This is a genomic window from Segatella copri (assembly GCF_019249795.2).
Lineage (GTDB): Bacteria > Bacteroidota > Bacteroidia > Bacteroidales > Bacteroidaceae > Prevotella > Prevotella copri_B.
The window spans coordinates 1,801,338-1,825,808 of record NZ_CP156891.1 but is presented as its reverse complement, the minus strand read 5'-3'; the positions used below and the strand labels follow the sequence as shown (position 1 = coordinate 1,825,808).

Genomic DNA, 24,471 nt, shown 5'->3' with positions numbered 1-24,471 from the left:
AATAAATAAACTCCTTTTTTACTTGATAAACTTAGATAACTCTTTAGAAATCCATCCGGCTATCTTGCTCAGAATCCATGCTGCAGGCAGGGTGATGCCTATGCAGATGAAGAAAGTAGGCCAATAGCCCAAGTGATGCGGTTCTATGTATTTCAGCACGAAGTGGATATGGAGCAGATAACACTCCAAGCTCAGCGCTCCCACAAACATGAACCCCTTGTTAAACCAGCTCGGGGTGCGGCGGAAGATGCGGTTCAGCAGCAGGATGCTGGTGATGGTGAGCGGGATATAGAGCATGCGTTCCAGGAAGAGCGGAAACATGCCATGCTTCTCCTGTTCCAGGAAGATGCTCGCCAGCAGCGTCATCAGGAACATGAGCCATATCATCCATATCGAAGTGCCGTCGAGCGTCTGTTTCTGTCTGACCATCTCACCCATGTTGATGCCGATGAAGAAGATAGGCACGCGGCTCCAAAAAATCTCCAGATGTCCTACAGCCTGATGTATCGGGGTGACATATTGTACCAGAATGCACCACATGATCATCACCACCGGCAGCCAGCGGTAGATAGGATGGCGCTTGATGAGTTCCATGTAGGCAGGGGCAAAGAGATAGAGCATCATCGTAGCCGGGATGTACCAGAAGTTGAGCTCATCATGCAGCCAGAACCCCCAGTTGATGGTTATTTCGCCAAAGAGATAGATCCAGTTCCAGGTGCTTCCGCCCTGGAAAGAAGGGATATAGAAGAGGCAGGCTATGATGAGCCAGGTAGGGTAGATGCGCAGATAACGGCGGATGAAGAAATGCTTGGCAGAAGGATTCTTCATCCACGAGAACCAGAGACCTATTCCGCTGAGAAAGAGGAACATGTCTACACCGACATTGCCCATTCTGCGAAGCCCGAAAAAGGCATCTTCTCTAGGCAATGCCACATGAAAGAGGATGATGAACAGCATGGCTGCTCCCATCAACTCGCCGCGAAACCGGCTGATATTCGCCAGTTCTATATCTTTTATCTTCATGATTTTCTTTTAATATTTCGGGTTTGGAATCTTCTTCATCAGTTGGGTGAAGAGCCAAGCCAGGCAGATGCTCGATATGATGTAGAGGAGCAGACCAGCATAGATGTCGCCCTGACGGCTGATAGGGATGAATATCTTGCGGGTGATAGGGTGGCATACGAAGAGGGCGGCGGAGATGCAGCCCATCCACTCTAATACCTTGTAAATACCTGATAACCAGCTGATGTTCTGGAGTAGGTCGGCTACCAATACGCTCAGCAGACAGAAGAAGAAAGGCACGAAGGTCCAGCCAACCATGCTGCCGCTCAGACTGTAAATCAGCGAGATGCAGAAGATGCAGCCAAAGAAGTTGGTGATAGGCGAATGGAACGTCATCAGAATCTTCTCGCCATATCTGGCATAGAGGATGCCCAAACCGAATGGCAGCATGCCGCCCATAAAGTTGTAGCGGTAGCGGTTCATCACTTCACTCTCCGGATTGTCAAAGCCCAGGAGGAGCTGGATGACGATGCAGATGGCCATCAATCCTACGGTCCATCCCCAATGGCGGCGATAGAGCAGCAGTCGATAGACGATGTAAAGTTGCAGCATCAGACCAAAGAACCAGTACGGACCCGGCCAGATGATGTTATCCGGATTTGGCAATACATTATTGAACATGCCCAGCATCGCAACGATGTCGAGCGCTGCATAGTGGTGAGAGCCAGGCGTGATAAGGTCGAGCATCGTGAATGCCACGAAACCTACTATCATCATCTTGAAGAGTTTCAGATAGTGATAGCGGATAAAGTGGAGCGGTTCGCGCCAGTTGATGCTTCCTGTAAGTTTCTTGCCCGAGATGCTGTACATTCTGGTCTGCTGTTCGGTAGAGAGATGAGGTTTAGCCTCGTATTTCATCACCAGTCCGTAAGCACTCAGAAAGAGGAATACGGGCACACCGTAATGGCCGAAGAACGAGAGCAGGTGTACAGGCAGGTTGAGGTCCATGCTGACCATTACCTGGTTCAGCCAGTCAACATTGTGCTGGAAGTATTGATACTCGTTCTCCTTGACAATAGGTCCCAGCCAATGGCAGTAGTTATGCAAGAAGATGCCGATGATGGCGAGTCCTCTCAGGGCATTGCATGCCGGGCGTGATAGAATAGCACTATTCATAATCAGTTTCTCCTTTCTTTCTTTTTTACCTTTTTACTTTCTTCCTTTTTTATCTTTTCCAGATGCGCATCACGAAGTTTGTCGTAATCGGCAGAGTTTTTGAGGATACGTGGTCGCATCTCGTCATATTTCGGACTCAGGATGTTATATTCCTCCTTATAGGTAGGTGTCTCAATGCCAGCCAGATACAATAGAAGATGAGGCAGGGCATCGGTCATGAAACGCTTGTCCTTAGCTTTGCGTATCTGACGGTAAATGTCGCGGTGATTCCTGATATATTTTGGCGAACAGTATATCCAGAACGGAATTTCAAACTCATAGTGAGCCAGCGGCCAGTCGATTTCTGCAGAATGGTTACGGCAGATGAAGCCTCGGTTCTCTTCGTAGCATTCTTCGCCATGGTCGGGCACGTAGATGACGATTGCATCCTGCTTTTGGAAACGCTTTACAATCTGGGCTACGATAGAGTCGTTGTAGAGGGTGGCGTTATCGTAATGACTCAGCATCTTGCGCTGGGCATTGGTCAGTTCAGGGCGCTTGTCTTCATAACTGCTTGCCCAGAACCGGGCTTGCTTTGTGCGGTAGCGCTGCTTATAGTTTACATGCTGGCCCATCAGGTGGAAGATGGTGAGGTTATGCTCCTTCTGGAAGTTCTTCAGACTGTCATCATAATCCTTCAGCAATCCGTCGTCCAGGTCGTGGAGCTGGGTGTTGCGATGGTCGAACTGGAGTTTGCTCAGTTCCGGGTTGTTCAGGAAGAAACCGCCGCTGAAGTCGTAAACCGCCTCCTTTGCCTGTGGCAGGAATTCGTTGGTGATGAAGGTTACGTTGTAGCCTGCCTTTCGGAACACTTCAGGGAAGAGCGGATAGTCGCACCATTCGCCTTTCTCGCCTACCACATGGGTAGAGAGCATGTTCTTGAAAACGAAACTGGTCAGGTTCCAGCAGGTTACCACATCGGTAAACTTGGTGAGTTTGCGCGATTTCTCCAAGGCTACCTGCTGTGGAGTGGTATCCATAAAATAGCCGTACTGCTGGGAATGATGGCGGCCGAAGCTTTCGCCGATAATCAGCACGATGTTTGGCGAGCGGTAGCTGCAACTGTCAACCTTTACCTCGTGGGCAGCATGAATGAGTTGGGTAATCTGATGCGCAGCCAGCTGGTTGGCATAGATACTGAATTGGAGTCGGTAGACAGGCAGATAGAGAACAGCATGATCCTTTTCTGTCAGGATATGCTCTACTTCGCCTATTGTTCTACCGTTCATGAGTTTATGGTAAGCCATCTTGTTGTGCCAGGAGGTGCAGCATCCTATGATGAAGATGATGAGGCATAGGATTCCGAAGCTGGCAGGCATGGCTGCAGTCATGCGGGGGATAGCCATCAGCCGTTTCTTGACAGAAGCCAACTCCAGAACGGTAATGATGAAAACGTATAGCTTGATGAGTTGCTTGCGGAAGATGGCGATGAGAATCTGGATGAGAGCGAGAAGCAGGATCCAGCCCACACTACTGAAGAGAACCTCGGCAGAGATGAGGGCTGAGAGGAAACTGCTAGCCTCCGAACTGTTGGTCTCGCCCACCAGCATCAGCATAGAAGGGTTGAGCGTAGAGCCGAAATTCACGTAGCAATAGGTGTCGGCGGCAGCTGTACTATATAATATAAGGTATAGTACGGCACGCAGCCCCCAACGCACCTTCTTGGGGAAGATGGCGACAATGGCACACACAACATAGAGGTCGACAAAGAGTTCTAGGAACAGGTTGTCGTATAGAGTCCCCTTGGCTGGTGTAGTCACGATAGAACTGATCATGCCCAGCAGGTACATGAACACAAAGAAGTTGGCATTTCTGCGAATCGGCGCAGAAGCCACGTTCAGACACTTCTTAATGATTTCTTTCCAACTCATTTTTTGCTGTTTGTTGTTTAAATATGATTTTAAGCGTTTTCGGAGAGAGGGATGCCTAGAACTGCCTGTAGTTTCTGACAGCCAGTTGCTCGATGCATTCCGGCACCATTCCCCTGATGCTTTCCTCCTCTTTGATACGCTTTCTGATTTCCGTGCTGCTGATGTTGAGCAGTGGAGTTTCTACGATGGTAACGCCTTCTGGTACATTGCCTATGCAGGCTCCCTGGCGCGGATAAACCACGATGGGATAGTGGGCTAGGATGTCGTCGTGGTGGTACCACTTGTCGAAAGCTGCCCAGTTGTCGCCACCAATCAGCAGGGTGAACTCGTTTTCCGGGTAATCCTTGCTGATGGCTTGCAGCGTATGCCAGGTATAAGATGGCTTAGGCAGGCGGAACTCATAGTCGCATGCCTTCAGTTGTGGCTCGTGCTCCAGCGCTTTTTCTACCATTTCCAGGCGCAGCTGGTCGTCGAGCAAGTCGGTAGCGGTCTTCTTGAATGGGTTCATGGGCGAAACCATGAACCACACCTCGTCCAGGCAGGCCTTCTCGCAAAGGCTTTTCGCCAATGCGATATGGCCCGTATGGATGGGGTTGAAGCTACCGCCAAAGATTCCTACCTTCTTCATTTCTTACTCTGCGTCTAGGAAGGCCTTGACGAGCTGATAAACCTCCTGCTGAGCCTTCTCCAAGTCATCGTTTACGACCACGTGGTCAAACTGAGGGGCGAAGGTCAACTCATAGCTTGCCTTGGCAAGGCGCTGCTCAATCACCTCAGGCGCATCAGTATTGCGACCCACCAGACGGCGGCGCAATTCCTCTACCGAAGGTGGCTGGACAAAGATGCTCAAGGCACGCTCGCCATAAAACTTCTTGATGTTTACACCACCCTTCACGTCAACATCGAAAATCACCGACTCGCCCTTGGCAAGCTGGTTTTCTACCTGTGACTTCAGGGTGCCGTAGAATCTGTCCTGGTAAACCTCCTCATACTCCAGGAACTCGTCAGCCTCAATCTTAGCCTTGAATTCCTCTGGAGAGAGGAAGAAATACTCTACACCATTCTGTTCTGTACCGCGCGGAGCACGAGAGGTACAGCTGATAGAGAAAGCCAGCTTCAATTCCGGGTGCTCTTTCATCAGCCAGTTTACTATTGTGCTCTTACCGCTGCCCGATGGGGCGCTGAAAATTAACAATCCGTTCTTCATTTTTTATTCTTCTTTTCTTTATTTGCTGTTTGATAGGGGGCTTTTTGGACAGGCGATGAAATCGCCTGGAACGGGGGCGAGGCTTTCAAAAACGCCACTTGAGGGGGCTTTTGAGGGGGCTTTTGGGGAGAGAGAAGGTGCCTGTCTCTTGTTTAGAGGGCATTCAGCACCTGCTCCTTGATCTGCTCCAGTTCGTCCTTCATCTTCACCACGATATTCTGCATCTCAGCCTGGTTGCTCTTAGAGCCGGTGGTGTTGATTTCGCGTCCCATTTCCTGTGCGATGAAACCGAGTTTCTTTCCTACACCATGACCTTCCTCATTCATGGTCTCGCGGAAATACTTCAGGTGGTTGGCAAGGCGCTGCTTCTCCTCGCTGATGTCGAGCTTCTCGATGTAGTAGATGAGTTCCTGCTCCAGGCGGTTCTTGTCGTAATCCACATTCGGAATCTGCTGCAGTCCGTTAACGATGTTCTGTCTGATCTTCTCCACGCGAGCCTTCTCGTATGGTTCGATGCTAGCCAGGAGCGCCTGGATGTTATCCACTTTCTCAGTAAATTTCTTCTGAAGAGCGGCTCCTTCCTGCTTGCGGAAGGCTATGAGATGGTTCACAGCCTCGCAAATTGCATTTTTTGCCACTTCCCACTCCTCATCGCTCAATTCTTCCACATCCGTCTTCGTTGTTACATCAGGAAGACGCAACAGAGTGCTGTACCAGTCGGTTGGCTCAGGAATGCCTGTTTCAGCCGAAATCTTCTTGATTTGCTGGTAATAATTCTGTACAAGCGCCGCGTTGATAGGAGTGGCATCTGTAGTAGCATCCTTATCAATCCAGATGGCGAAGTCAACCTTGCCTCTTTCTAGATTTTTAGAGATATACTGACGGATTTCCATCTCCTTCTCTCTATAGAGCGGAGCAATACGAGTAGAGAGGTCAAGCGTCTTGCTATTTAATGACTTTATCTCTACATTAATCTTCTTTGTTTTAAAGGCCGCGGTAGCTTTTCCGAAGCCTGTCATTGACTGTATCATATAATCTTTCGCGTTAAATTTCTGCAAAAGTACAAAAAAAAGCGAGAAAATGAGTATATTTGCACCTTATTTAAGAATATATTTTTTAATTATGTCGTGTATTTTGAATATTGAGACGAGTACGGACGTGTGCTCAGTGGCAATTAGTGATAGTGGACAGGTGATTTTCAACCAGGAAGATCACACAGGTCCGAACCATGCTGTTAAGTTGGGTGTGTTTGTGGATGAGGCTCTTGATTTCCTCGATTCTCATGGTCTTCCGCTGGAGGCTGTGGCGGTAAGTTGTGGTCCGGGTTCCTATACCGGATTGCGTATCGGTGTGAGTATGGCGAAGGGCATCTGTTATGGTCGCGGTGTGAAACTCATCGCTGTTCCAACACTCGAACTGATGGCAGTGCCTGTATTGCTTGGCGAACATCCTGAGGAGGAAGACGCTCTCATAGTACCTATGCTCGACGCCCGCCGCATGGAGGTATATGCCGAAGTGCTCGACCGCGCCCTGAAGGTGGTTCGCCCTATTCAGGCTGATATTGTGGATGCTGATACCTACAAGGAATATCTGGACCAGCACCATGTGTACTTCTTCGGAAATGGCGCTGCCAAGTGTATGGAGACCATCAACCATCCGAATGCTCACCTCGTAGAGGGCATTGAGCCTTTGGCTAAGAATATGGCTCCGCTGGCAGAGAAGCGTTTTGTAGAGGGCAAGTTCGAAGATGTGGCATATTTCGTGCCTTTCTATCTCAAGGATTTCGTGGCTAAGATGCCAAAGAAACTGCTCTAGAATTATTTATTATATAAAATATGTAAGAATGAATATAGAAGGATTAGACTATAATACCCAGAGAGCTAAGCTCATTCTGCCTGAGTATGGCCGTGAGATTCAGCAGATGGTAGACCATTGTCTGACGCTTACCGATCGTGAAGAGCGCCAGCGCTGTGCAGAGACCATTATTGCAGTCATGGACCGTATGTTCCCTGAGAACAGAGGGGTAGAGGATCATGAGCAGAAACTCTGGGACCAGCTTGCCATCATGAGCAATTTCCAGCTCGACATCGATTTCCCTTATGATGTATCGGATGCTGTGAAGATAGCAACCAAGCCGGAGCCTTTGCCATATCCTATGCAGCACATCCCGGTGCGCCATTATGGAGCTATGCTCTTCGAGATTTTCGAAAAGCTGAAGACGATGGAACCAAGTGAGGAGCGCGATAAACTCGTGGAGCTTACTGCCAACCAGATGCATCGCGACCTGGTAACCTGGAGTCATGGCTCCAGCGATGTAGCCAAGGTAGCTTCCGATCTGGCACGTTTTACCGATGGCAACATCCAACTCGATCTCGATACCTTCGTTTTCGAGAAGATTGAGGCGCAGCCTAAGAATGTAAATAATAAGAAGAAAAAGTAATCCACATTATTATATATAGTAGACAAGCTTATGGAGTCTTTCATCATAGAGGGCGGTCATCCGCTCAAAGGTACTATCACACCTCAGGGCGCCAAGAACGAGGCCCTGCAGGTTATCTGTACCACAATCCTTACCGACGAGCCTGTGCGCATCACCAACGTGCCGGACATCCTGGATGTGAACAACCTGATTAAGTTGCTCCAGGAGATAGGTGTCAAGGTAACCAAGCACAGTCGTCACGACTATACATTCCAAAGTGATGAGTTGAAACTCGATTATCTCGACAGTCTGGAGTTTGTGAAGAAATGTTCTTCTCTTCGTGGTAGTGTGCTCATGATAGGTCCGCTGCTCGGTAGATGTGGCAAGGCTACCATAGCTCAGCCGGGTGGCGATAAGATAGGTCGTCGCCGTCTGGATACCCACTTCCTGGGCTTCAAGTATCTGGGCGCCAACTTCGTTCACGATGATGAGCGTAATGTTTATCAGATACAGGCAAAGAAACTGAAGGGCTGCTATATGTTGCTCGATGAGGCTTCGGTTACCGGTACCGCCAATATCATCATGGCATCTGTATTGGCAAAGGGCACTACCACCATTTATAATGCAGCTTGCGAACCATATATCCAGCAGCTTTGCCATCTGCTCAATGCGATGGGCGCTCAGATCAGCGGCATCGCCAGCAACCTGCTCACCATCGTGGGTGTTGATAAACTGCATGGTGCCGAGCATCGCATCTTGCCTGATATGATTGAGGTAGGTTCGTTCATCGGCATGGCGGCAATGTGTGGCGAAGGTGTGCGCATCAAGAATGTGTCTGTCAAGGATTTGGGTATTATTCCTGATGCATTCCGCCGCCTCGGTGTGAAGATAAAGATAGAGGACGATGACCTTGTGATTCCAGAACAGAAACATTATGTCATCGATTCATTTATTGACGGCACCATCATGACGCTTGCCGATGCCCCTTGGCCAGGACTCACTCCTGACCTTCTTTCCGTGCTCCTCGTAGTGGCTACCCAGGCTCGTGGCAGCGTTCTCTTCCATCAGAAGATGTTCGAGAGTCGCCTCTTCTTCGTGGATAAACTGATTGATATGGGTGCGCAGATTATTCTCTGTGATCCTCACCGTGCTGTGGTGGTTGGTCATGACCATAAGATCAAACTGCGTGCTGGCAGAATGACCAGTCCTGATATCCGTGCCGGTATTGCCCTGCTGATTGCTGCCATGAGTGCCAATGGTACCAGCCGCATTGCCAATATCGCCCAGATAGACCGTGGTTATGAGGATATCGAGCATCGCCTTAATGCGCTGGGTGCCAAGATAACCCGTGTCAGTGATTAATCAATGTTAAATGTTAAATGTTAAATGTTGAATGTTGAATGATTAGACGCGATGAAGTATATAAGATAGGCAAGTTGGGAAAACCTCATGGTGTGAAGGGCGAGATTACTTTCGCCATTACAGATGATGTTTTCGACCGTGTAGATGCCGAGTACCTGGTACTCGACATCGATGGCATCCTCGTGCCTTTCTATTTAGAGGAATATCGGTTTAAGAACGATGAGAATGTGCTCGTGAAGTTTGAGGATATCGATACCCAAGAGCAGGCACGCAACTATACCGGTTGCGAGGTTTTCTTCCCACGTCATCTCTCTGACAGTGATGAAGAGAACATGAGCTGGGCAGAAATCATCGGTTTCCATCTGGTAGATGCCGTAAGCGGCAAGGTGGTAGGTACCATAGAACATGTAGACGATTCCACCCTCAACCTTCTTTTCGAGGTAACAACCGATGCAGGTGATGAAATCCTCATCCCTGCCAGTAACGACCTCATCGAAGAGGTGAGCGCTGAAAAGAAAGAAATCAGAATGGCGATTCCGGAAGGATTGCTCGACTTATAAAGTGAAGAGTGAAGAACGAAGAGTGAAGAATTCATTTGCTTTACTAATCATAAAGTTCTAAGTTCAAAGTTAATAATTTCAAAGTAAATGAAGAAACAACAGATATGTATTCTCGGTTCTACGGGAAGTATCGGTACACAGGCGCTTGATGTCATCGAGCAGCACAGTGACCTTTACGAGGTATATTGCCTCACCGCCAACAACCGAGTGCAGGAACTTGCCGAGCAGGCTCGCAAGTTCCATCCGGCTGCTGTGGTCATAGCCAATGAGGCTCGCTACGAGGAACTGAAAGATATGCTCAGTGATGAGCCTGATATCAAGGTTTATGCCGGTGCTCAGGCGCTTTGCGATATCGTACAGGCTGAGCCTATCGATATGGTGCTGGCTTCCATGGTAGGCTTCTCGGGCCTGGAACCAACCATCCATGCCATCAAGGCGCGCAAGAAGATATGTCTTGCCAACAAGGAAACGCTGGTGGTAGCGGGTGAGCTGATCTGCAATCTTGCACAGGAATATCATGTGCCTATCCTCCCTGTTGACAGCGAGCATAGTGCCATCTTCCAGAGTCTGGTGGGTGAGGGCGACAACGAGGTGGAGAAGATTCTTCTGACTTGTTCGGGCGGTCCTTTCCGCAATTATACCCACGAGCAGTTGGAGAAGGTGACTGCTGCCGATGCCCTCAAGCATCCTACCTGGGATATGGGCGCCAAGATAACCATCGATTCGGCTTCGCTCATGAACAAGGGCTTCGAGGTGACAGAAGCTAAATGGCTCTTCGGGGTTCCGGCTGACAAGATAGAGGTGCTTATCCATCCGCAGAGCGTTGTGCATAGTGCCGTTCAGTTTGTTGATGGTGCTGTCAAGGCTCAGTTGGGTGTGCCAGATATGCGTCTGCCTATCCAGTATGCCTTCTCTTTCCCTCAGCGTCTGCATCTGAATGGCGATCGTCTCGACCTCTTCAAAACGCAGGATTTGCAGTTCTTCAAGCCTGACTATCAGAAGTTCAAGTGTCTGCAACTGGCTTTCGATGCCATCAGAAAGGGTGGTAATATGTCATGTATCGTGAATGCAGCCAACGAGATAGTGAATGCCGGCTTCCGCAAAGGTGAATGTGGCTTCCTTCAGATGGCTGATATCATCGAAGAGACGATGGCGAAGGCTACTTTCGACAGTAATCCCGACCTCGATGTCTATCTGCAGACCGATGCTGAGGCTCGCCGCATAGCTACAGAGCTGATGTTCAAGTAATAGTTAATAGTTTATAGTTAATAGTTAAAATGAACGTAGGATATAGGACTCATCATAAAGTTCAAAGTTCCAAGTTCAAAGTTCAAAGTAAATAAATGGAAGTATTTTTGATCAAAGCGTTGCAGCTGATGCTGTCGCTTTCCATCTTAGTGTTGCTCCATGAGGGCGGACACTTCTTCTTCTCCAAACTCTTTGGTGTAAGAGTGGAGAAGTTCTATCTGTTCTTCGACCCTTGGTTCCATCTCTTCGAGTTCAAGCCAAAGAATTCGGATACTACCTATGGTTTGGGATGGTTGCCGCTCGGAGGATATTGTAAGATTTCGGGTATGATAGATGAAAGTTTCGATACCGAACAGATGAAACAGCCGGAACAGCCATACGAGTTTCGCAGCAAACCGGCATGGCAGCGCCTGCTCATCATGATAGGTGGCGTGCTGGTTAACTTCGTGCTGGCTCTCTTCATCTATTCCATGATTCTGTTCCATTGGGGCGACAATTATGTGGCTACCCGCGATATGAGTTATGGTATGAAGTTCAATACCGAGGCAAAGGCATTGGGCTTCCAGGATAAGGATATTCTGGTAAGCACCGATCTGGGTGAGTTCAAGACCTTTGATGGCGATCTGTATCGTAATCTCTCTGAGGCTAAGCAGGTCAATATCATCCGTCAGGGCAAACCGATGACGCTTAATCTGCCTGGTGATCTCAACATGCTCGATATGATTAAGAGCAGTCCTCGCTTCGTAGATTTGTATGTGCCTCTGCAGATTGATAGTGTGATGAAGGATTCGCCTGCCAGCAAACTCGGTTTGGCAAAGGGTGATAAGATTCTTGCTATTAATAATAAAAAGGTAGTCTCTTTCAACGAATTTCAGATTGAATTGGGCAGAGTAGAGGATGTGCTTGCTTCGGCTGAAACGCCGCAGGATAGTGCCAGAGCACTTACAGCTCAGGTTACTTATCTCAAGGCTTCTGGCGATACCGTCAAGTCGAGTGTTCTCCTGAAATCTACCGAAGAGGGTGTGAAGTTTGGTTTCTACAATCATCCTGTCTTGCTCGATTATAAGATTACTCATGTCAACTATGGCTTCTTCGAGAGTTTCCCTGCCGGCATCAAATACGGCTGGAATGTCTTGGCCGGTTATGTGGGCGATATGAAGTATGTCTTCTCTAAGGAAGGCGCCAAGAGTCTGGGTGGTTTCGGTGCGCTGGGCAGTCTCTTCCCATCTGTATGGGATTGGCATGCATTCTGGCTTATGACAGCGTTCCTGAGCATTATTCTTGCCTTCATGAACATTCTTCCTATCCCTGCTCTTGATGGTGGACATGTGTTCTTCCTTCTCTATGAGATTATCACAGGTCGCAAACCGGGCGATAAGTTCATGGAGCGTGCTGAGTATATTGGTTTCGGCATTTTGATTCTTCTGCTTGTCGTTGCCAACCTGAACGATGTATTGCGACTCTTCGGCATCTTGTAATGCCGGGGAATCGCGAAAATAAAGGTCAAAAAAAGAGGGTGGTCATTAATTTATGACACACCCTCTTTTTTTTGAGTTTATTCTTTTATACGTATTATACGTATCTGATAATCTGTCCTACACTAACCTTCTTGTCTTTGCGGTAGCCGTTGAGTCTGCAGATCTGCTCTACAGATACGCCACGCTTTTCAGCGATAGAACTAAGCGTTTCGCCTGGCTTCACCTTGTGGTAGAGCTTCTCGTGGCCAGCAGGCAGTTCGTAGTATCTTCCCACTTCGCCGCCGTTAACCTGCTCTCTGGTGTAACCACCGTTGCCAACCTTGCCGCGGGCAGCATTGGCATCAGCTGATTCGCTTTCGTAGGTATTACGGTTAAAGCTGTAGAAGTCACCTGTAACGTCCTGGTTGCGGAAGTCGAAGAAGAGTGCCGGGTTCAGAGCCACACCACAGAGACGGGTCTCAAAGTGGAGATGCGAACCGGTACTTCTACCCGTATTACCACCCAAGCCAATCACATCGCCGGCTCTTACCTCTTCGCCCTCAGTAACGAGCTGCTTAGAGAGGTGACCATAGATGGTCTCCAAACCATTGTTGTGACGAATCACGATGTACTTACCGTAACCACCACCTTCATATCTTACGATGCGAACTCTGCCTGAAAAGGCTGAGCGGATTGAGTCGCCAATATAAACCTTGATGTCCATACCTTTATGTTGGCGGCCAAAGCTAGCACGGTAACCGAAGTTACTTGTGACAACGCGACTAGGAGTTGGCATGCAGAAATGACGGAGATCGATACGGAAGTGCTCAGGCAAGGTTGTAGCCCTGTGAGCGTACTTGTTAGAGAAATCCTCATACAGCTCGGCTGCAGGGTTCTCTCTGTCTTCAATCATTCGATAATGCGACACAGCGAGTGTGTCGAGCGATTTCATTCTGTGGTCTACAGGTGCCTGTCTTGCCAACAGGTCTTGTCCGCAAACGGGAGAAGCTGTTAGCGCCAACAATGCAACGACCGAAATTTTCTTTATACTCTTTTTAAAACTCATACTACTTTTTCTATTTTCTTCTTTAGGTTCGTGTCAACAGCGCAGAATCATACAAGAAATTCTGTAAAAACCACTAAGGCAAATGCCTTCATGTAGCGGTTTTGTTATATAGACGTTGCAAATATAACAAAAAAACTTCAAAAAACCAAAGTTGTTAAAGCCAAAAGGGCGATATTTAACGCCCTAGCCTTTTTTTTAACTTACATTAGGAAAATGAGATGCAAGGAGTTGACTTTTAGTACGTTTCATGCTTTTGTAGCATTCTCAACAGAGCCACGGCAGGAGAATGCCCCATGAAAATATACTTTTTTACCTCCGGACTGGTGAATCGGAGGCATTCCTGATAAGCGCGGTAGAGGTCGTTGAGATTGATGGTAAATTCCTTACCCGATGACTCTCTGATACCGATAATCATCTTTGCTGTGACATGCAGTTTGACATATCTGATGCCTGTTGCACTTTCTATTTCCGTAATGTTTTCGAGAATGGCTCTCATTTCTTCCAGGGTTATTTCTGGTCGCGGCTCCCTGATAGCCGGCTTTCTTCTTTTATCCATAATTATACTTTTTACTTTTGGGACAGGCGATGGAATCGCCTGGAACGGGGATGAGGCTGCTTGATAGCTGAAGCCACCTTTTAGCCTTGCTTTCTGATAACAGGAACTGCTTTTGCTTGCTTTCTGATAGCAGGAACTGCTCTTGCTTGCTGCTTTAGCTGATGGCTGCCCAGTTGATATGGGTTTTCTTCAATTCCCTGAGGCGGTTCCAGAGCAGGGCGTTGTGAGGAGCATTGCATTCGGGATCGTTGTCGATGATTTCCTGTGCTTCTGTGCGTGCCAGTTGTACCAGCTGACCATCTCTGGCAATATTCGCTATCTTCAGGTCGAAAGCCATGCCGCTCTGCTGCGTTCCCTCCAGGTCGCCGGGACCACGGAGTTTCAAGTCGGCCTCGGCGATACGGAAACCGTCGTTCGTATCGCACATGATATCAATACGTTTGCGGGTTTCTTCTGAAAGTTTATAGTTGGTTACCAGAATGCAGTAGCTCTGGTCGCAGCCTCTTCCTACACGGCCTCGCAGCTGGTGCAACTGGGAGAGACCGAAGCGCTGTGCATCCAGGATAACCATGACCGAAGCATTGGGCACATTTACACCAACTTCTATCACGGTGGTGGCAACGAGAATCTGTGTTTCGCCCTTTACAAACTGCTCCATCTCTACTTCCTTCTCGGCAGATTTCATCTTTCCGTGTATCTTACTCAATTTGAATTCCGGGAATGCCTGTTTCAGCGTTTCGTAACCTTCTTCCAGGTTCTTCAGGTCGCTCTTCTCGCTTTCCTTGATCAGCGGAAAGACGATATATACCTGTCTGCCGAGATTAATCTGGCGGCGGATGCTCTGATAGAGACTGGTGAGTTGGGTATCAAACTTATGTAGCGTCTGTATCGGTTTTCTGCCCGGTGGCAGTTCATCAATCACGCTCACGTCCAGGTCACCATAAATGGTCATGGCGAGGGTGCGGGGGATAGGAGTGGCGGTCATCACGAGGATATGAGGCGGATTCTCGCTCTTGTTCCACAGCTTGGCTCTCTGTGCTACACCGAAGCGATGCTGCTCATCGATAACGGCTACGCCTAATCTTCTGAAAACTACCGGGTCTTCGAGGATGGCATGGGTGCCTACCAGAATCTGAATGTCGCCCGTAGCCAGGTCGGCAAGAATCTTTTCTCTCTTCTTTCCCTTTACGATGCCTGTGAGCAGTTCCACCCGGATGTCCATTCCCTGCAGAAAGTCGCAGATAGTTTGCAGATGCTGCTCGGCAAGAATTTCGGTAGGTGCCATCATACATGCCTGATAACCGTTATCCAGCGCAATGAGCATGGTCATGAGGGCCACGAGCGTCTTGCCCGAACCTACATCACCCTGCAGAAGACGGTTCATCTGTCTGCCGCTGCACATATCGGCTCTGATTTCATGCATCACCCGTTTCTGTGCTCCTGTCAGTTCAAAAGGCAGATGATGGGCATAGAACCCGTTGAAGATATCAGCGATGCGGTTGAAGACATAGCCCCTGAACTTGCGACGCTGGTCGGTGGCATACCTTATTATATTAAGCTGCACATAGAAGAGTTCCTCAAATTTAAGGCGTACCTGTGCTTTCTGCATCTCCTGATGGGAATGCGGATAATGAATCATGCGGATGGCTGCATCGCGCGAAACCAGATGCAGACGGTCTACGATATGGCCTGGCAGCGTTTCGGGAAGAGGAGGAAGGATGGTGACCAACTGCTTGGTTATCTTCTCTATGGAACGTGAGGTGTAGCCGCGTTTTCTCAGGTTCTCGGTAAGCGAGTAGTAGGGCTGCATGCCCATCTCTGAAATCTGGAGATTGGTGGCATCGTCCATATCGGGATGGGTAAACTGGAATCTGCCGTTGAAGACGGTTGGCTTTCCGAAAACGAGATATTCGGTTCCCACCTTATAGGTCTTCATGATGTATTGGGCACCGCGATACCAGATGAGGTCAGCCACACCGTAGCCGTCTGAGAAATGGGCTACCAGCAGCTTGTTGCGCTTGCCGGTATCAATCTCATCGTAGCTGAGTATCTTGCCTTTGAGTTGTACAAAGGGCATGTCGGCATTGAGTTCGCTGATGTGGAAAACCTTGGAGCGGTCTACATATTTATATGGATAGTATTCCAGCAGGTCACTATAAGAGTTGATGCCGAGCTCCTTGCTCAGTATCTCTTTCTTCTTGGGTCCTACCCCCGGCAGGAACATGATGTCTTGGTCTAGAATACTATTCATATTATGCAAAAGTACAACATTCAGACAAAACAGCCAAAATGTTTAACTTATTTTTAAATAGTGACGTTACAAAACGGAGCGTCTTGCGTCTTTATTCTATATAATCATTAGAAACAAACTCTAGAACAATGATAAAGATAAAGAATAAACTGTTCATCATCTTATGGTTGCTGTCCTTGGGCTTTGCAGTCCAGGCACAGGATTTTTATGTATCAACCTCTTTCCACGAGCCTGCAACCGACGGCTTGCGGTTCATCTATAGTAGGGATGCCGTCCATTGGGACAGTATTCCGGGCACCTTCCTGGCTCCTAAGGTAGGCAAGCAGAAAGTAATGCGCGACCCTTCCATCATCCGTACCCCTGACGGTGTGTTCCATCTGGTATGGACCAGCAGCTGGCGGGGCGACCGTGGCTTCGGTTATGCAGAAAGTCGCGACCTGATGCATTGGAGCGAACCGAAATTCATCGAGGTGATGGACGATCCTACTACCGTGAATGTATGGGCACCGGAGTTCTTCTGGGATGAAGACCGCCAGCAGGCAATGGTGGTATGGGCATCGTGTGTGCCTAGCCAGCACTTCGCCCTGGGCATCGAAGACGAGAAGAACAATCACCGTCTCTACTATTCCGTAACCAAGGATTTCAAGACATGGACCAAGGGTAAGCTCCTGATAGATCCGGGATTCAGTTGCATAGATGCCACTCTGCTGAAGCGTGGTAAGAACGATTATGTGATGGTATTGAAGGATAATACCCGCAATGCCCGCAATATCAAGGTGGCTTTTGCCAAGAACCCGATGGGACCGTGGAGCAAGGCTTCAGAACCATTCACCGGCAATTTCATGGAAGGACCAACCACCGTCAAACTGCCTAAGAACAGTCCGCTGGGCAATGGTTATCTCATTTATTACGACCGTTACCGCCTCTTCGATTTCGGCGCTCATTTTACCAAGGATTTCGTTCATTTCACCGATGTGAGCCAGCAGGTGAGTGTGCCGAAGAACCACAAGCACGGCACCATCTTCCGTGCTCCGGAACGCATCGTGAAGGCCATGCTGGAACAGGACCGCATCCACTATACCGGAACCACGATGGCAGATCCGTCGCGTCATGATGGAGCTTTGTCGCCAGTGGTAGGAGTTCACAATATCCAGACGCTCCGTGCCAACCGCGAGCATCCTTCCCAGGCAAATGGTGGAGGCTGGACCTATAACCATCAGCCGATGATGGCGTATTGGAACGGCAAGTTCTACATGCATTTCCTGAGCGATCCTGCCGAGGAGCATGTACCCCCATCGAGAACCCTGATGCAGGTTTCTGAGGACGGATACAATTGGAGCCAGCCACAGATTCTCTTCCCTGAATATGATGTGCCAGCCGGTTTCAAGAAGGCGAAATACCAGCCGAAACCGGAACTGCAATATCCTGATGTCTACAAGCAGAAACCATTGAAGGCTATCATGCACCAGCGTGTGGGCTGGTATGTATCTAAGGGTGGCATCCTCCTGGCTACCGGAAACTATGGTGTGGCTTTGGACAGAAAGGACGACCCGAACGATGGCAACGGCATCGGCCGTGTGGTGAGAGAGGTGAAGAAAGACGGTTCGCTCGGACCTATCTATTTCATCTATTACAATCATGGATTCAATGAGAAGAATACTGCTTATCCTAATTATAAGAAAGCATCCAAGGCGGTAAGAGCGGCTTGCGAGGAAATCCTTGCCAACCCACGTTACCGCATGCAATGGGTGGAAGAGGCTGATAGGGGCGACAAACTGATACCGCTCAACAACGGCTATAAGGCTTATTGCGACTATACCCTGCCGGATGGCAGAATAGTCAGTCTGTGGAAGCACGCCCTCACCTCATTGAGTCTGGATGGTGGTAATACCTATACCACGACCAACCGTGCCCTGGGATTCGTCAACAGCAATGCCAAGATTTGGGGACAGCGGTTGACCGACGGCAGCTATGCCACCGTCTACAACCCTTCAGAATACCGCTGGCCGCTGGGCATCTCGCTGAGTGGTGACGGTCTGGAATACAAGACACTGAATCTGATTTGTGGCGAAGTACCACCGATGAGATACGGTGGCAACTATAAGAGTCGCGGTCCGCAGTATGTCCGTGGCATTCAGGAAGGCAATGGCATTCCTAAGGATTCCGATATGTGGGTGAGCTATTCCATGAACAAGGAAGATATCTGGGTGGCGCATGTACCCGTTCCGGTCAAGACCGTGGCTACTGCCCATGCCGATGATGATTTCGCCCAATATCAGAAACTCGGCGATCTCAAGACTTGGAATATCTATTCTCCGCTGATGGCACCGGTTTCGCTCCGTCAGGAGTGGCTCGAACTGAAAGATGAAGATCCGTTTGACTATGCCTGTGTAGAGCGCAAGATTCCTTCTTCTTCCTATCTGAAGGCATCCTTCGATGTGCAGGCAGCTCAGACCCGTAACGGTTCCCTGCAGATTGAATTCCTCGATGAGAAGGGCATCGCTTGCACCCGCATCGAACTGAACAAAGAAGGAATGATCCGTGTGAAGAACGGAGCGAGATATGGCAATGTGATGCCTTATCAGGCAGACCAGACCTATCGTTTTGAGGCAACATTGGATACCCAGCACCGCCAGCTCAACCTCACCGTGAGTATCCTCGATGCAGAGGGCAAGACTTTGCAGAGCAAGAGCACCAGGCGCATCTTCTTTGCACCGGTGCATCAGATAGAGCGCATCCGTTTCCGTACCGGCGACCTCCGTACCTTCCCGACCATCGACACTCCTGCCGACTGGTTTGGAACCTTGGAACATGCCGGTGACACCGATACCACCACCCTCTACCGCATCGCCCATGTCAAGACCGAGAGTCTGGGTGCTGATGCCGGTTCTGCAGTACTTAAGACCGCAGATTACAAGCATTATGTAGACGATTTCAATGCGATGGAGCCGGAGGTTCTCCATACTTCAGCCATTCCGAATGCGCAGGCATGGGACTGGATGAAGCAGAATGTGCCCCTCTTCGACTGTTCGCAGCGTAACTTCGAGGAGATGTATTATTTCCGCTGGTGGACGCTCCGCAAGCATATCGAAAATACACCTGTAGGCTATGCGATGACCGAGTTTCTCGTGCCTCGCAGCTATGCCGACAAGTACAATCTCATCGCCTCTGGAGTGGGTCATCATATCCACGAGAGTCGTTGGATCCGCGATGGCAAGTATCTCGACGGCATCCTGAATACCTGGTATCATGGCAATGGTGGCAAGCCGATGGCTAAGATTAATTTCTATAGCAGTTGGATGCCTGCTTCAATCTGGGAGCGCTATCTCGTAGACGGCAACCAGAAGGAGTTTAAGTCGTTGGTGAACGATCTGGACAAGGAGTATCAGCTGTGGGATAATCACCGCTGGGGTAACGGACTCTACTGGCAGTATGATGTGCGTGATGCGATGGAAGAGACCATCAGTGGCGGCAGAAGAGAAAAGAATGCCCGTCCTAGCATTAACAGTTATATGTATGGAAATGCGATGGGCATCGCGCAGATGGCAAAAATCATCGGCTATCAGGATCTGGCAAGGAAGTATGAGGCTAAGGCTGATACCCTGAAGCATCTGGTAGAAACCCAGCTCTGGGATGCCGACCAGCAGTTCTTCGAGGTGTATAAGCCGAATGCCGGTGAGGCAAAGGAGGTAGCCAAGAAGAGAAGTTACCAGCCTAGTGGCGATGCTGCGGTATCGGCAAAGGTGCGTGAGGCAATCGGTTTCCTGCCTTGGTATTTCAATCTTCCTGCCGATGAAGCTAAGTTTGCTGAGGCATGGAAGCAGGCTGCCGACAGCAAGGGCTTTTCTGCTCCTTACGGACAGACCACCGCAGAGCGCCGCCATCCTCAGTTCCGCTCTCATGGCGTAGGAAAGTGTGAGTGGGATGGTGCCATCTGGCCTTTCGCTACCGCCCAGACCCTGACAGCGATGGCGAATTTCATCAACAATTATCAGGTGAAGCCGTCTGCCCTCGCAGCTTCTGCTAAGGGTAGTCTCGATATGGACAGCCTTTATTTCAATGAGATGGAGAAGTATGTACAGAGTCAGAGCATGCGTGGCAAACCTTACATCGGTGAGTATCTTGATGAAACCACTGGTTACTGGTTGAAGGGCGATCAGGAGCGCAGCAGATATTACAATCATTCTACCTTCTGCGATCTCATCATCACCGGCATCGTGGGTCTTCGTCCTCGTGCCGATCAGACCATCGAGGTGCGTCCTATCATCCCAGCCGGCAAATGGCAGTACTTCTGTCTTGACAAGGTGCGTTATCATGGTCACGACCTCACCATCCTCTACGACCAGGATGGCTCCCGCTATCATGTGGGCAAGGGTCTGCAGGTATGGGTAGATGGCAAGTTGGCGGGGCAGCGTGATACGCTCGGCAAACTCGTAGTGAAGGATGCATTCAAATAATGTAGAATAAAATACGATATGAAACAGAGAAAATATTTATTGATATTGATAGGACTTTTGGGCATGATACAGATTCATGCTCAAAAGTCTGTTGCTTTTAAGACGGACGATGAATCGCCTCTGCCACAATGGATTGGTGCGATAACCGATGAGGATGCGCACATTCCGAGTAACCGCGATTATGTAGGAACAGGAACGGTGAATGCCAAGGGAAAACCAGACTGGAAGGCTACGGCTCCATTGTCAAGACAAAGCATCTGGCTGAAGAAAGAAATGAAACTTCCGGCTGATGTCCGCAAGGCAACGATGAAGATTGTGGGACTGGGTTTCTATGAACTCAGCATCAACCGGCAGAAGGTGACGGATGCCGTTTTCGCCCCTCTGTGGAGCGATTACGACAAGACCGTCTTTTACAATACTTACGATGTGACTGCGTTGTTGAAGAAAGGCAAGAACCAACTTTCGGTATTGCTGGGGAACGGATTCTATAATGAGCAGGGTGGAAGATACACCAAGATGAAGGTTTCCTATGGTCCTCCTACGCTCTACTGTTCGCTCGAAATCGAACTGAAGAATGGCAGAACCGTCTGCATCGTCAGCGATAACTCGTGGAAATATTCGCCTAGCAGCATCACCTTCAACAGTATCTATGGTGGCGAAGACGAGGATGCCCGCATCACGTCTTCCTGGAAACCGGTAGTGATACAGAAAGGACCTCGTGGCGTTCTGCGCCAGCAGATAGCCCAGCCCGTGAAGATGATGGAATACTTCGGTGTGAAGAGCCGTCATCAGCTCACTCCTCAGCAAATTGCCAAGGCTTCCAATGCCAAACATCCTATTCCGGCAGGAACCTTTGTGCTGGATATGGGACAGAATCTTGCCGGTTTCCCACAAATCAAGGTTAGTGGAAAGGCAGGACAGCAGGTGCGACTCTATCTCTCTGAAACCCTGACCGCACAGGGAACCTGCAACCAGAAACAGTCGGGCAGTCCTTATTATCTTAATTATACGCTCAGCGGAAAGGGCGAGAAGGCTTCTGACGGCAAGCGCATCGAGACCTGGCATCCGCATTTCACTTATTATGGTTATCGCTATATCCAGGTAGAAGGTGCCGTGATGAAGGGCGATGAGAATCCTGATGGCAAGCCGGTGATAGAGGATATCCAGTCGTGCTTCGTTTATAATTCTGCAGCGAAGATTGGTAGTTTCGAGTGCTCCAATCCGATGTTCAACCGGGCTTATCAGATTATCGACCGTGCCATCCGAAGCAATTGGCAGGCAGTATGGACTGACTGTCCGCATCGTGAAAAACTCGGTTGGCTGGAGCAGGATTGGCTCAATGGCGAGGGATTGGTATACAACTACGACTGTCGTTCGATGATAGAGCAGACGTTGCAGAATATCGCTGATGCCCAGCATGCCAACGGAGCCGTTCCTACCACTGCCCCAGAGTATATCTATTTCAAGGGCAAGTGGCTTGATCCGTTTGCCGAATCACCTGAATGGGGTGGAGCCTTGGTAGCGCTTCCGTTCCTCTATCTGCAGCATTACGGTGACGACCGGATGGTGAAAAAATATGCACCGCAGATGTTCCGCTATGTGGATTATCTCCAGAGCAAGGACAGTTGCCGGATACTGAAACAAGGCTTGGGTGACTGGTATGATTACGGAAAAGGCCGTTCGGGCTTCTCTCAGAATACCCCGATGCCGCTGGTAGCTACAGCCCATTATTATCAGTGGGTGAAACTGACACAGAAGGCTGCAGCAATGAGTGGAAAGACAGCCGAAGCCAACCGCTATGCCATCCTGGCTTCTGAAATCCTGCAGGCTTTCCAAAAGGAATTCCTGCATGTTGAGAAGGCTGCATCTTCTGAGAAATCTTCTTCGGATGCTGTCGTAAAGGATGCAGTAGAAAAGATATATTACGATTCGGGAAGTCAGGCATCCAATGCCATTCCGTTGGTGCTGGGCATGGTTCCGTCCCAGTATCGCAAGCAGGTCCTCCAGCATCTGATAGATGATATTCATGCGCATCACGACCGCCTGACAACCGGTGATGTGGGCAATCGCTACCTTTTTCAGGCATTGCTGGAAAACGGATATGCCGATCTCTGGTACAAGATGCTGGCGCATGATGATGTGCCGGGCTACGGATTCCAGATCAAGAAGGGAATGACCACGCTTACCGAACAGTGGAATCCGGAGATGGGTGCTTCGATGAACCATTTCATGATGGCGCAAATCAACAACCATTTCCTGCCGGATATTGTAGGCATCCGGATAGAGCAGGGCAGAGTCATCATCGCTCCTCATCCGATGGGCGACCTGACCTGGGCTAAGGGAAGTACCCAACTCAGCAATGGCAAGCAGGTTGCCGTGGCTTGGAAGAAATTGGCTGATGATAAAATAGAGGTAACGGTAGATACCGATAAGGATGTAGAATATGAAATCAAGATAGATTATGATGAAACAGAACATGATGATGGCACTTATCGCGGCAAGCATGTCTTTGTCGGCAAGTGCGCAAAATAGCGGTAACCAGCCAAAGGCTGATGCTCAGAACTGTTATCAGGGCCATTTTACCCGTAGTCTTCACGATGTGATGCAGGACGTATCGCAGCGTTGGGGTGTCCGCTTTAAATATAATGTGGATACCGTTGGTAGGCAGTTGCCTTATGCCGACTTCCGCATCAAACCCTATTCGTTGGAGGAAACCCTGACGAATATCTGCAAGTATTTCGACTTCAACTGGTGGAAGCAGAATGGTAATGTCTATAAGATCAAACCTTATGAATATCCCCGACGCCATACCGAAGAGGGTGAGCAGATGCTTGCTTATCTCAAGACGCTTTACCAGAACCGGGAACAGTTTGAAGCACGCAAGGACTCGGTACGAAAGGAGGTGCGCCGCATCCTGGGCATCGACCGCTATATGGATTCGCTGGTTCATAAGAAGCCGATTTTGGGAAAGGTGCGCCGGTATGACGGTTATACGGTTCAGAATATCTGCATCGAAACCCTGCCAGGTGAGCATGTCTTCGGTTCCATCTATACGCCAATCAAGAAGGGCAAGCATCCGTTGATTATCTGTCCTGATGGTCATTTCGGAGGTGGCAGATACCGTGCCGATGAGCAGCAGCGCCTCGGAACCTTGGCAAGGATGGGTGCTATCTGTGTAGATTTCGACCTGTATGGTTGGGGACAGAGTAAAACGGAATATGGCAAGAATTCGCATCAGACCGACCGTGCCCATGTGATTCAGGCTCTGAATGCAGAGGTATTGCTCGATTATATGTGGAACCATCGCAAGGATGTGGATAAGACGCGCATCGGAGCGAATGGTGGCAGCGGTGGCGGTACGCATACTGTCCTGCTGACGGTACTCGACGACCGTATCACGGCAGCAGCGCCAACGGTGAATCTTGCTTCTCATTTTGATGGCGGTTGTCCTTGCGAGAGTGGCAAACCTATTCAGTTGGCGGGACATGGTACGTGTAATGCCGAGTTGATGGCTTTCTTTGCACCTAAGCCATTGTTGGTAGTGAGCGATGGTGGCGATTGGACATTCTCTGTTCCAACCCTCGAATATCCGTATCTGCAGTATATATATATAATGTATGGTGCCAAGGAACAGGTAACCAATGTGCATCTGCCTCAGGAGCGTCACGATTATGGTGTCAACAAGCGCCAGGCAAACTACGATTTCTTCATCCGTGTCTTCGGTTTGGATCGCAGCAAGTTGGATGAAAGTAAAGTGAAGGTTGAAAAACCGGAAGTTTTGCAATCAGTCATCAGATAAT

18 protein-coding genes and 1 pseudogene are annotated in these 24,471 nt (G+C 49.2%); 10 read left to right on the top strand and 9 right to left on the bottom strand.

The window, feature by feature from the left end:
* Positions 1 to 18: 18 nt before the first annotated feature.
* The 6 genes from KUA48_RS07765 to KUA48_RS07740 all read right to left on the bottom strand — a co-directional run bounded on the left by KUA48_RS07765 (position 19) and on the right by KUA48_RS07740 (position 6,326).
* Positions 19 to 1,023: an acyltransferase gene (locus KUA48_RS07765; protein WP_218433123.1), complete on the bottom strand. Its 1,005-nt coding sequence runs from the start codon at positions 1,021 to 1,023 to the stop codon at positions 19 to 21.
* Positions 1,024 to 1,032: 9 nt separating this feature from the next.
* Positions 1,033 to 2,178, bottom strand: coding sequence for an acyltransferase (locus tag KUA48_RS07760; RefSeq protein ID WP_218433122.1), 1,146 nt, complete (start codon positions 2,176 to 2,178; stop codon positions 1,033 to 1,035).
* 2 nt (positions 2,179 to 2,180) lie between these two features.
* Positions 2,181 to 4,088 (bottom strand): phosphoethanolamine transferase, encoded by a 1,908-nt coding sequence (locus KUA48_RS07755; RefSeq protein WP_218433120.1) that lies wholly within the window; start codon positions 4,086 to 4,088, stop codon positions 2,181 to 2,183.
* Positions 4,089 to 4,143: 55 nt separating this feature from the next.
* Positions 4,144 to 4,716: a nicotinate (nicotinamide) nucleotide adenylyltransferase gene (gene nadD, locus KUA48_RS07750; RefSeq protein WP_218433118.1), complete on the bottom strand. Its 573-nt coding sequence runs from the start codon at positions 4,714 to 4,716 to the stop codon at positions 4,144 to 4,146.
* A 3-nt stretch (positions 4,717 to 4,719) separates the two neighbouring features.
* A complete protein-coding gene (gene gmk, locus KUA48_RS07745) occupies positions 4,720 to 5,295 on the bottom strand; it encodes a guanylate kinase (RefSeq protein WP_022120348.1) in 576 nt (191 codons plus the stop codon).
* A 152-nt stretch (positions 5,296 to 5,447) separates the two neighbouring features.
* A complete protein-coding gene (locus KUA48_RS07740; RefSeq protein WP_218433117.1) occupies positions 5,448 to 6,326 on the bottom strand; it encodes a YicC/YloC family endoribonuclease in 879 nt (292 codons plus the stop codon).
* Positions 6,327 to 6,417: 91 nt separating this feature from the next.
* On the opposite strand from KUA48_RS07740, the gene tsaB reads away from it, so the two are divergent.
* From tsaB to rseP, 6 genes are all read left to right on the top strand, one after another.
* A complete protein-coding gene (tsaB, locus tag KUA48_RS07735; RefSeq protein WP_040553267.1) occupies positions 6,418 to 7,110 on the top strand; it encodes a tRNA (adenosine(37)-N6)-threonylcarbamoyltransferase complex dimerization subunit type 1 TsaB in 693 nt (230 codons plus the stop codon).
* Positions 7,111 to 7,138: 28 nt separating this feature from the next.
* Positions 7,139 to 7,735 carry a DUF4290 domain-containing protein gene (locus KUA48_RS07730; protein ID WP_118080279.1) on the top strand — a complete coding sequence of 199 codons (597 nt, stop codon included), beginning with the start codon at positions 7,139 to 7,141 and terminating at the stop codon, positions 7,733 to 7,735.
* 30 nt (positions 7,736 to 7,765) lie between these two features.
* A complete protein-coding gene (gene murA / locus KUA48_RS07725; protein WP_022121310.1) occupies positions 7,766 to 9,076 on the top strand; it encodes a UDP-N-acetylglucosamine 1-carboxyvinyltransferase in 1,311 nt (436 codons plus the stop codon).
* Positions 9,077 to 9,114: 38 nt separating this feature from the next.
* Positions 9,115 to 9,636: a ribosome maturation factor RimM gene (gene rimM / locus KUA48_RS07720; protein ID WP_117728768.1), complete on the top strand. Its 522-nt coding sequence runs from the start codon at positions 9,115 to 9,117 to the stop codon at positions 9,634 to 9,636.
* 87 nt (positions 9,637 to 9,723) lie between these two features.
* On the top strand, positions 9,724 to 10,884 hold the full coding sequence (locus KUA48_RS07715; RefSeq protein ID WP_153087395.1) for a 1-deoxy-D-xylulose-5-phosphate reductoisomerase: 1,161 nt from the start codon (positions 9,724 to 9,726) through the stop codon (positions 10,882 to 10,884).
* A 95-nt stretch (positions 10,885 to 10,979) separates the two neighbouring features.
* Positions 10,980 to 12,362: an RIP metalloprotease RseP gene (rseP, locus tag KUA48_RS07710; protein WP_153087393.1), complete on the top strand. Its 1,383-nt coding sequence runs from the start codon at positions 10,980 to 10,982 to the stop codon at positions 12,360 to 12,362.
* A gap of 94 nt (positions 12,363 to 12,456) precedes the next feature.
* Here the strand turns inward: rseP and KUA48_RS07705 are convergent, their stop codons facing one another.
* The 3 genes from KUA48_RS07705 to recG all read right to left on the bottom strand — a co-directional run bounded on the left by KUA48_RS07705 (position 12,457) and on the right by recG (position 16,214).
* Positions 12,457 to 13,407, bottom strand: coding sequence for a M23 family metallopeptidase (locus KUA48_RS07705; RefSeq protein ID WP_022121306.1), 951 nt, complete (start codon positions 13,405 to 13,407; stop codon positions 12,457 to 12,459).
* 235 nt (positions 13,408 to 13,642) lie between these two features.
* Positions 13,643 to 13,963, bottom strand: coding sequence for a hypothetical protein (locus KUA48_RS07700; protein WP_118080288.1), 321 nt, complete (start codon positions 13,961 to 13,963; stop codon positions 13,643 to 13,645).
* A gap of 154 nt (positions 13,964 to 14,117) precedes the next feature.
* The gene (recG, locus tag KUA48_RS07695) at positions 14,118 to 16,214 is read right to left on the bottom strand and encodes an ATP-dependent DNA helicase RecG (protein WP_218433116.1); all 2,097 of its coding nucleotides are present in this window, start codon (positions 16,212 to 16,214) and stop codon (positions 14,118 to 14,120) included.
* 128 nt (positions 16,215 to 16,342) lie between these two features.
* Between recG and KUA48_RS15715 the strand changes: the two are divergent.
* The 4 genes and pseudogenes from KUA48_RS15715 to KUA48_RS07680 form a co-directional block, all read left to right on the top strand.
* A pseudogene (locus tag KUA48_RS15715) lies at positions 16,343 to 17,284 on the top strand (glycoside hydrolase family 43 protein); the annotation flags it as partial.
* A complete protein-coding gene (locus KUA48_RS07690; protein ID WP_218433136.1) occupies positions 17,267 to 20,671 on the top strand; it encodes a glycosyl hydrolase family 65 protein in 3,405 nt (1,134 codons plus the stop codon). The pseudogene KUA48_RS15715 and the gene KUA48_RS07690, both read left to right, overlap by 18 nt.
* 18 nt (positions 20,672 to 20,689) lie before the next feature.
* Positions 20,690 to 23,203: a family 78 glycoside hydrolase catalytic domain gene (locus KUA48_RS07685; protein ID WP_228112279.1), complete on the top strand. Its 2,514-nt coding sequence runs from the start codon at positions 20,690 to 20,692 to the stop codon at positions 23,201 to 23,203.
* Positions 23,136 to 24,470 carry an acetylxylan esterase gene (locus KUA48_RS07680; RefSeq protein ID WP_153080225.1) on the top strand — a complete coding sequence of 445 codons (1,335 nt, stop codon included), beginning with the start codon at positions 23,136 to 23,138 and terminating at the stop codon, positions 24,468 to 24,470. The genes KUA48_RS07685 and KUA48_RS07680 overlap by 68 nt, the downstream gene beginning before the upstream one ends.
* Position 24,471: the final 1 nt, after the last annotated feature.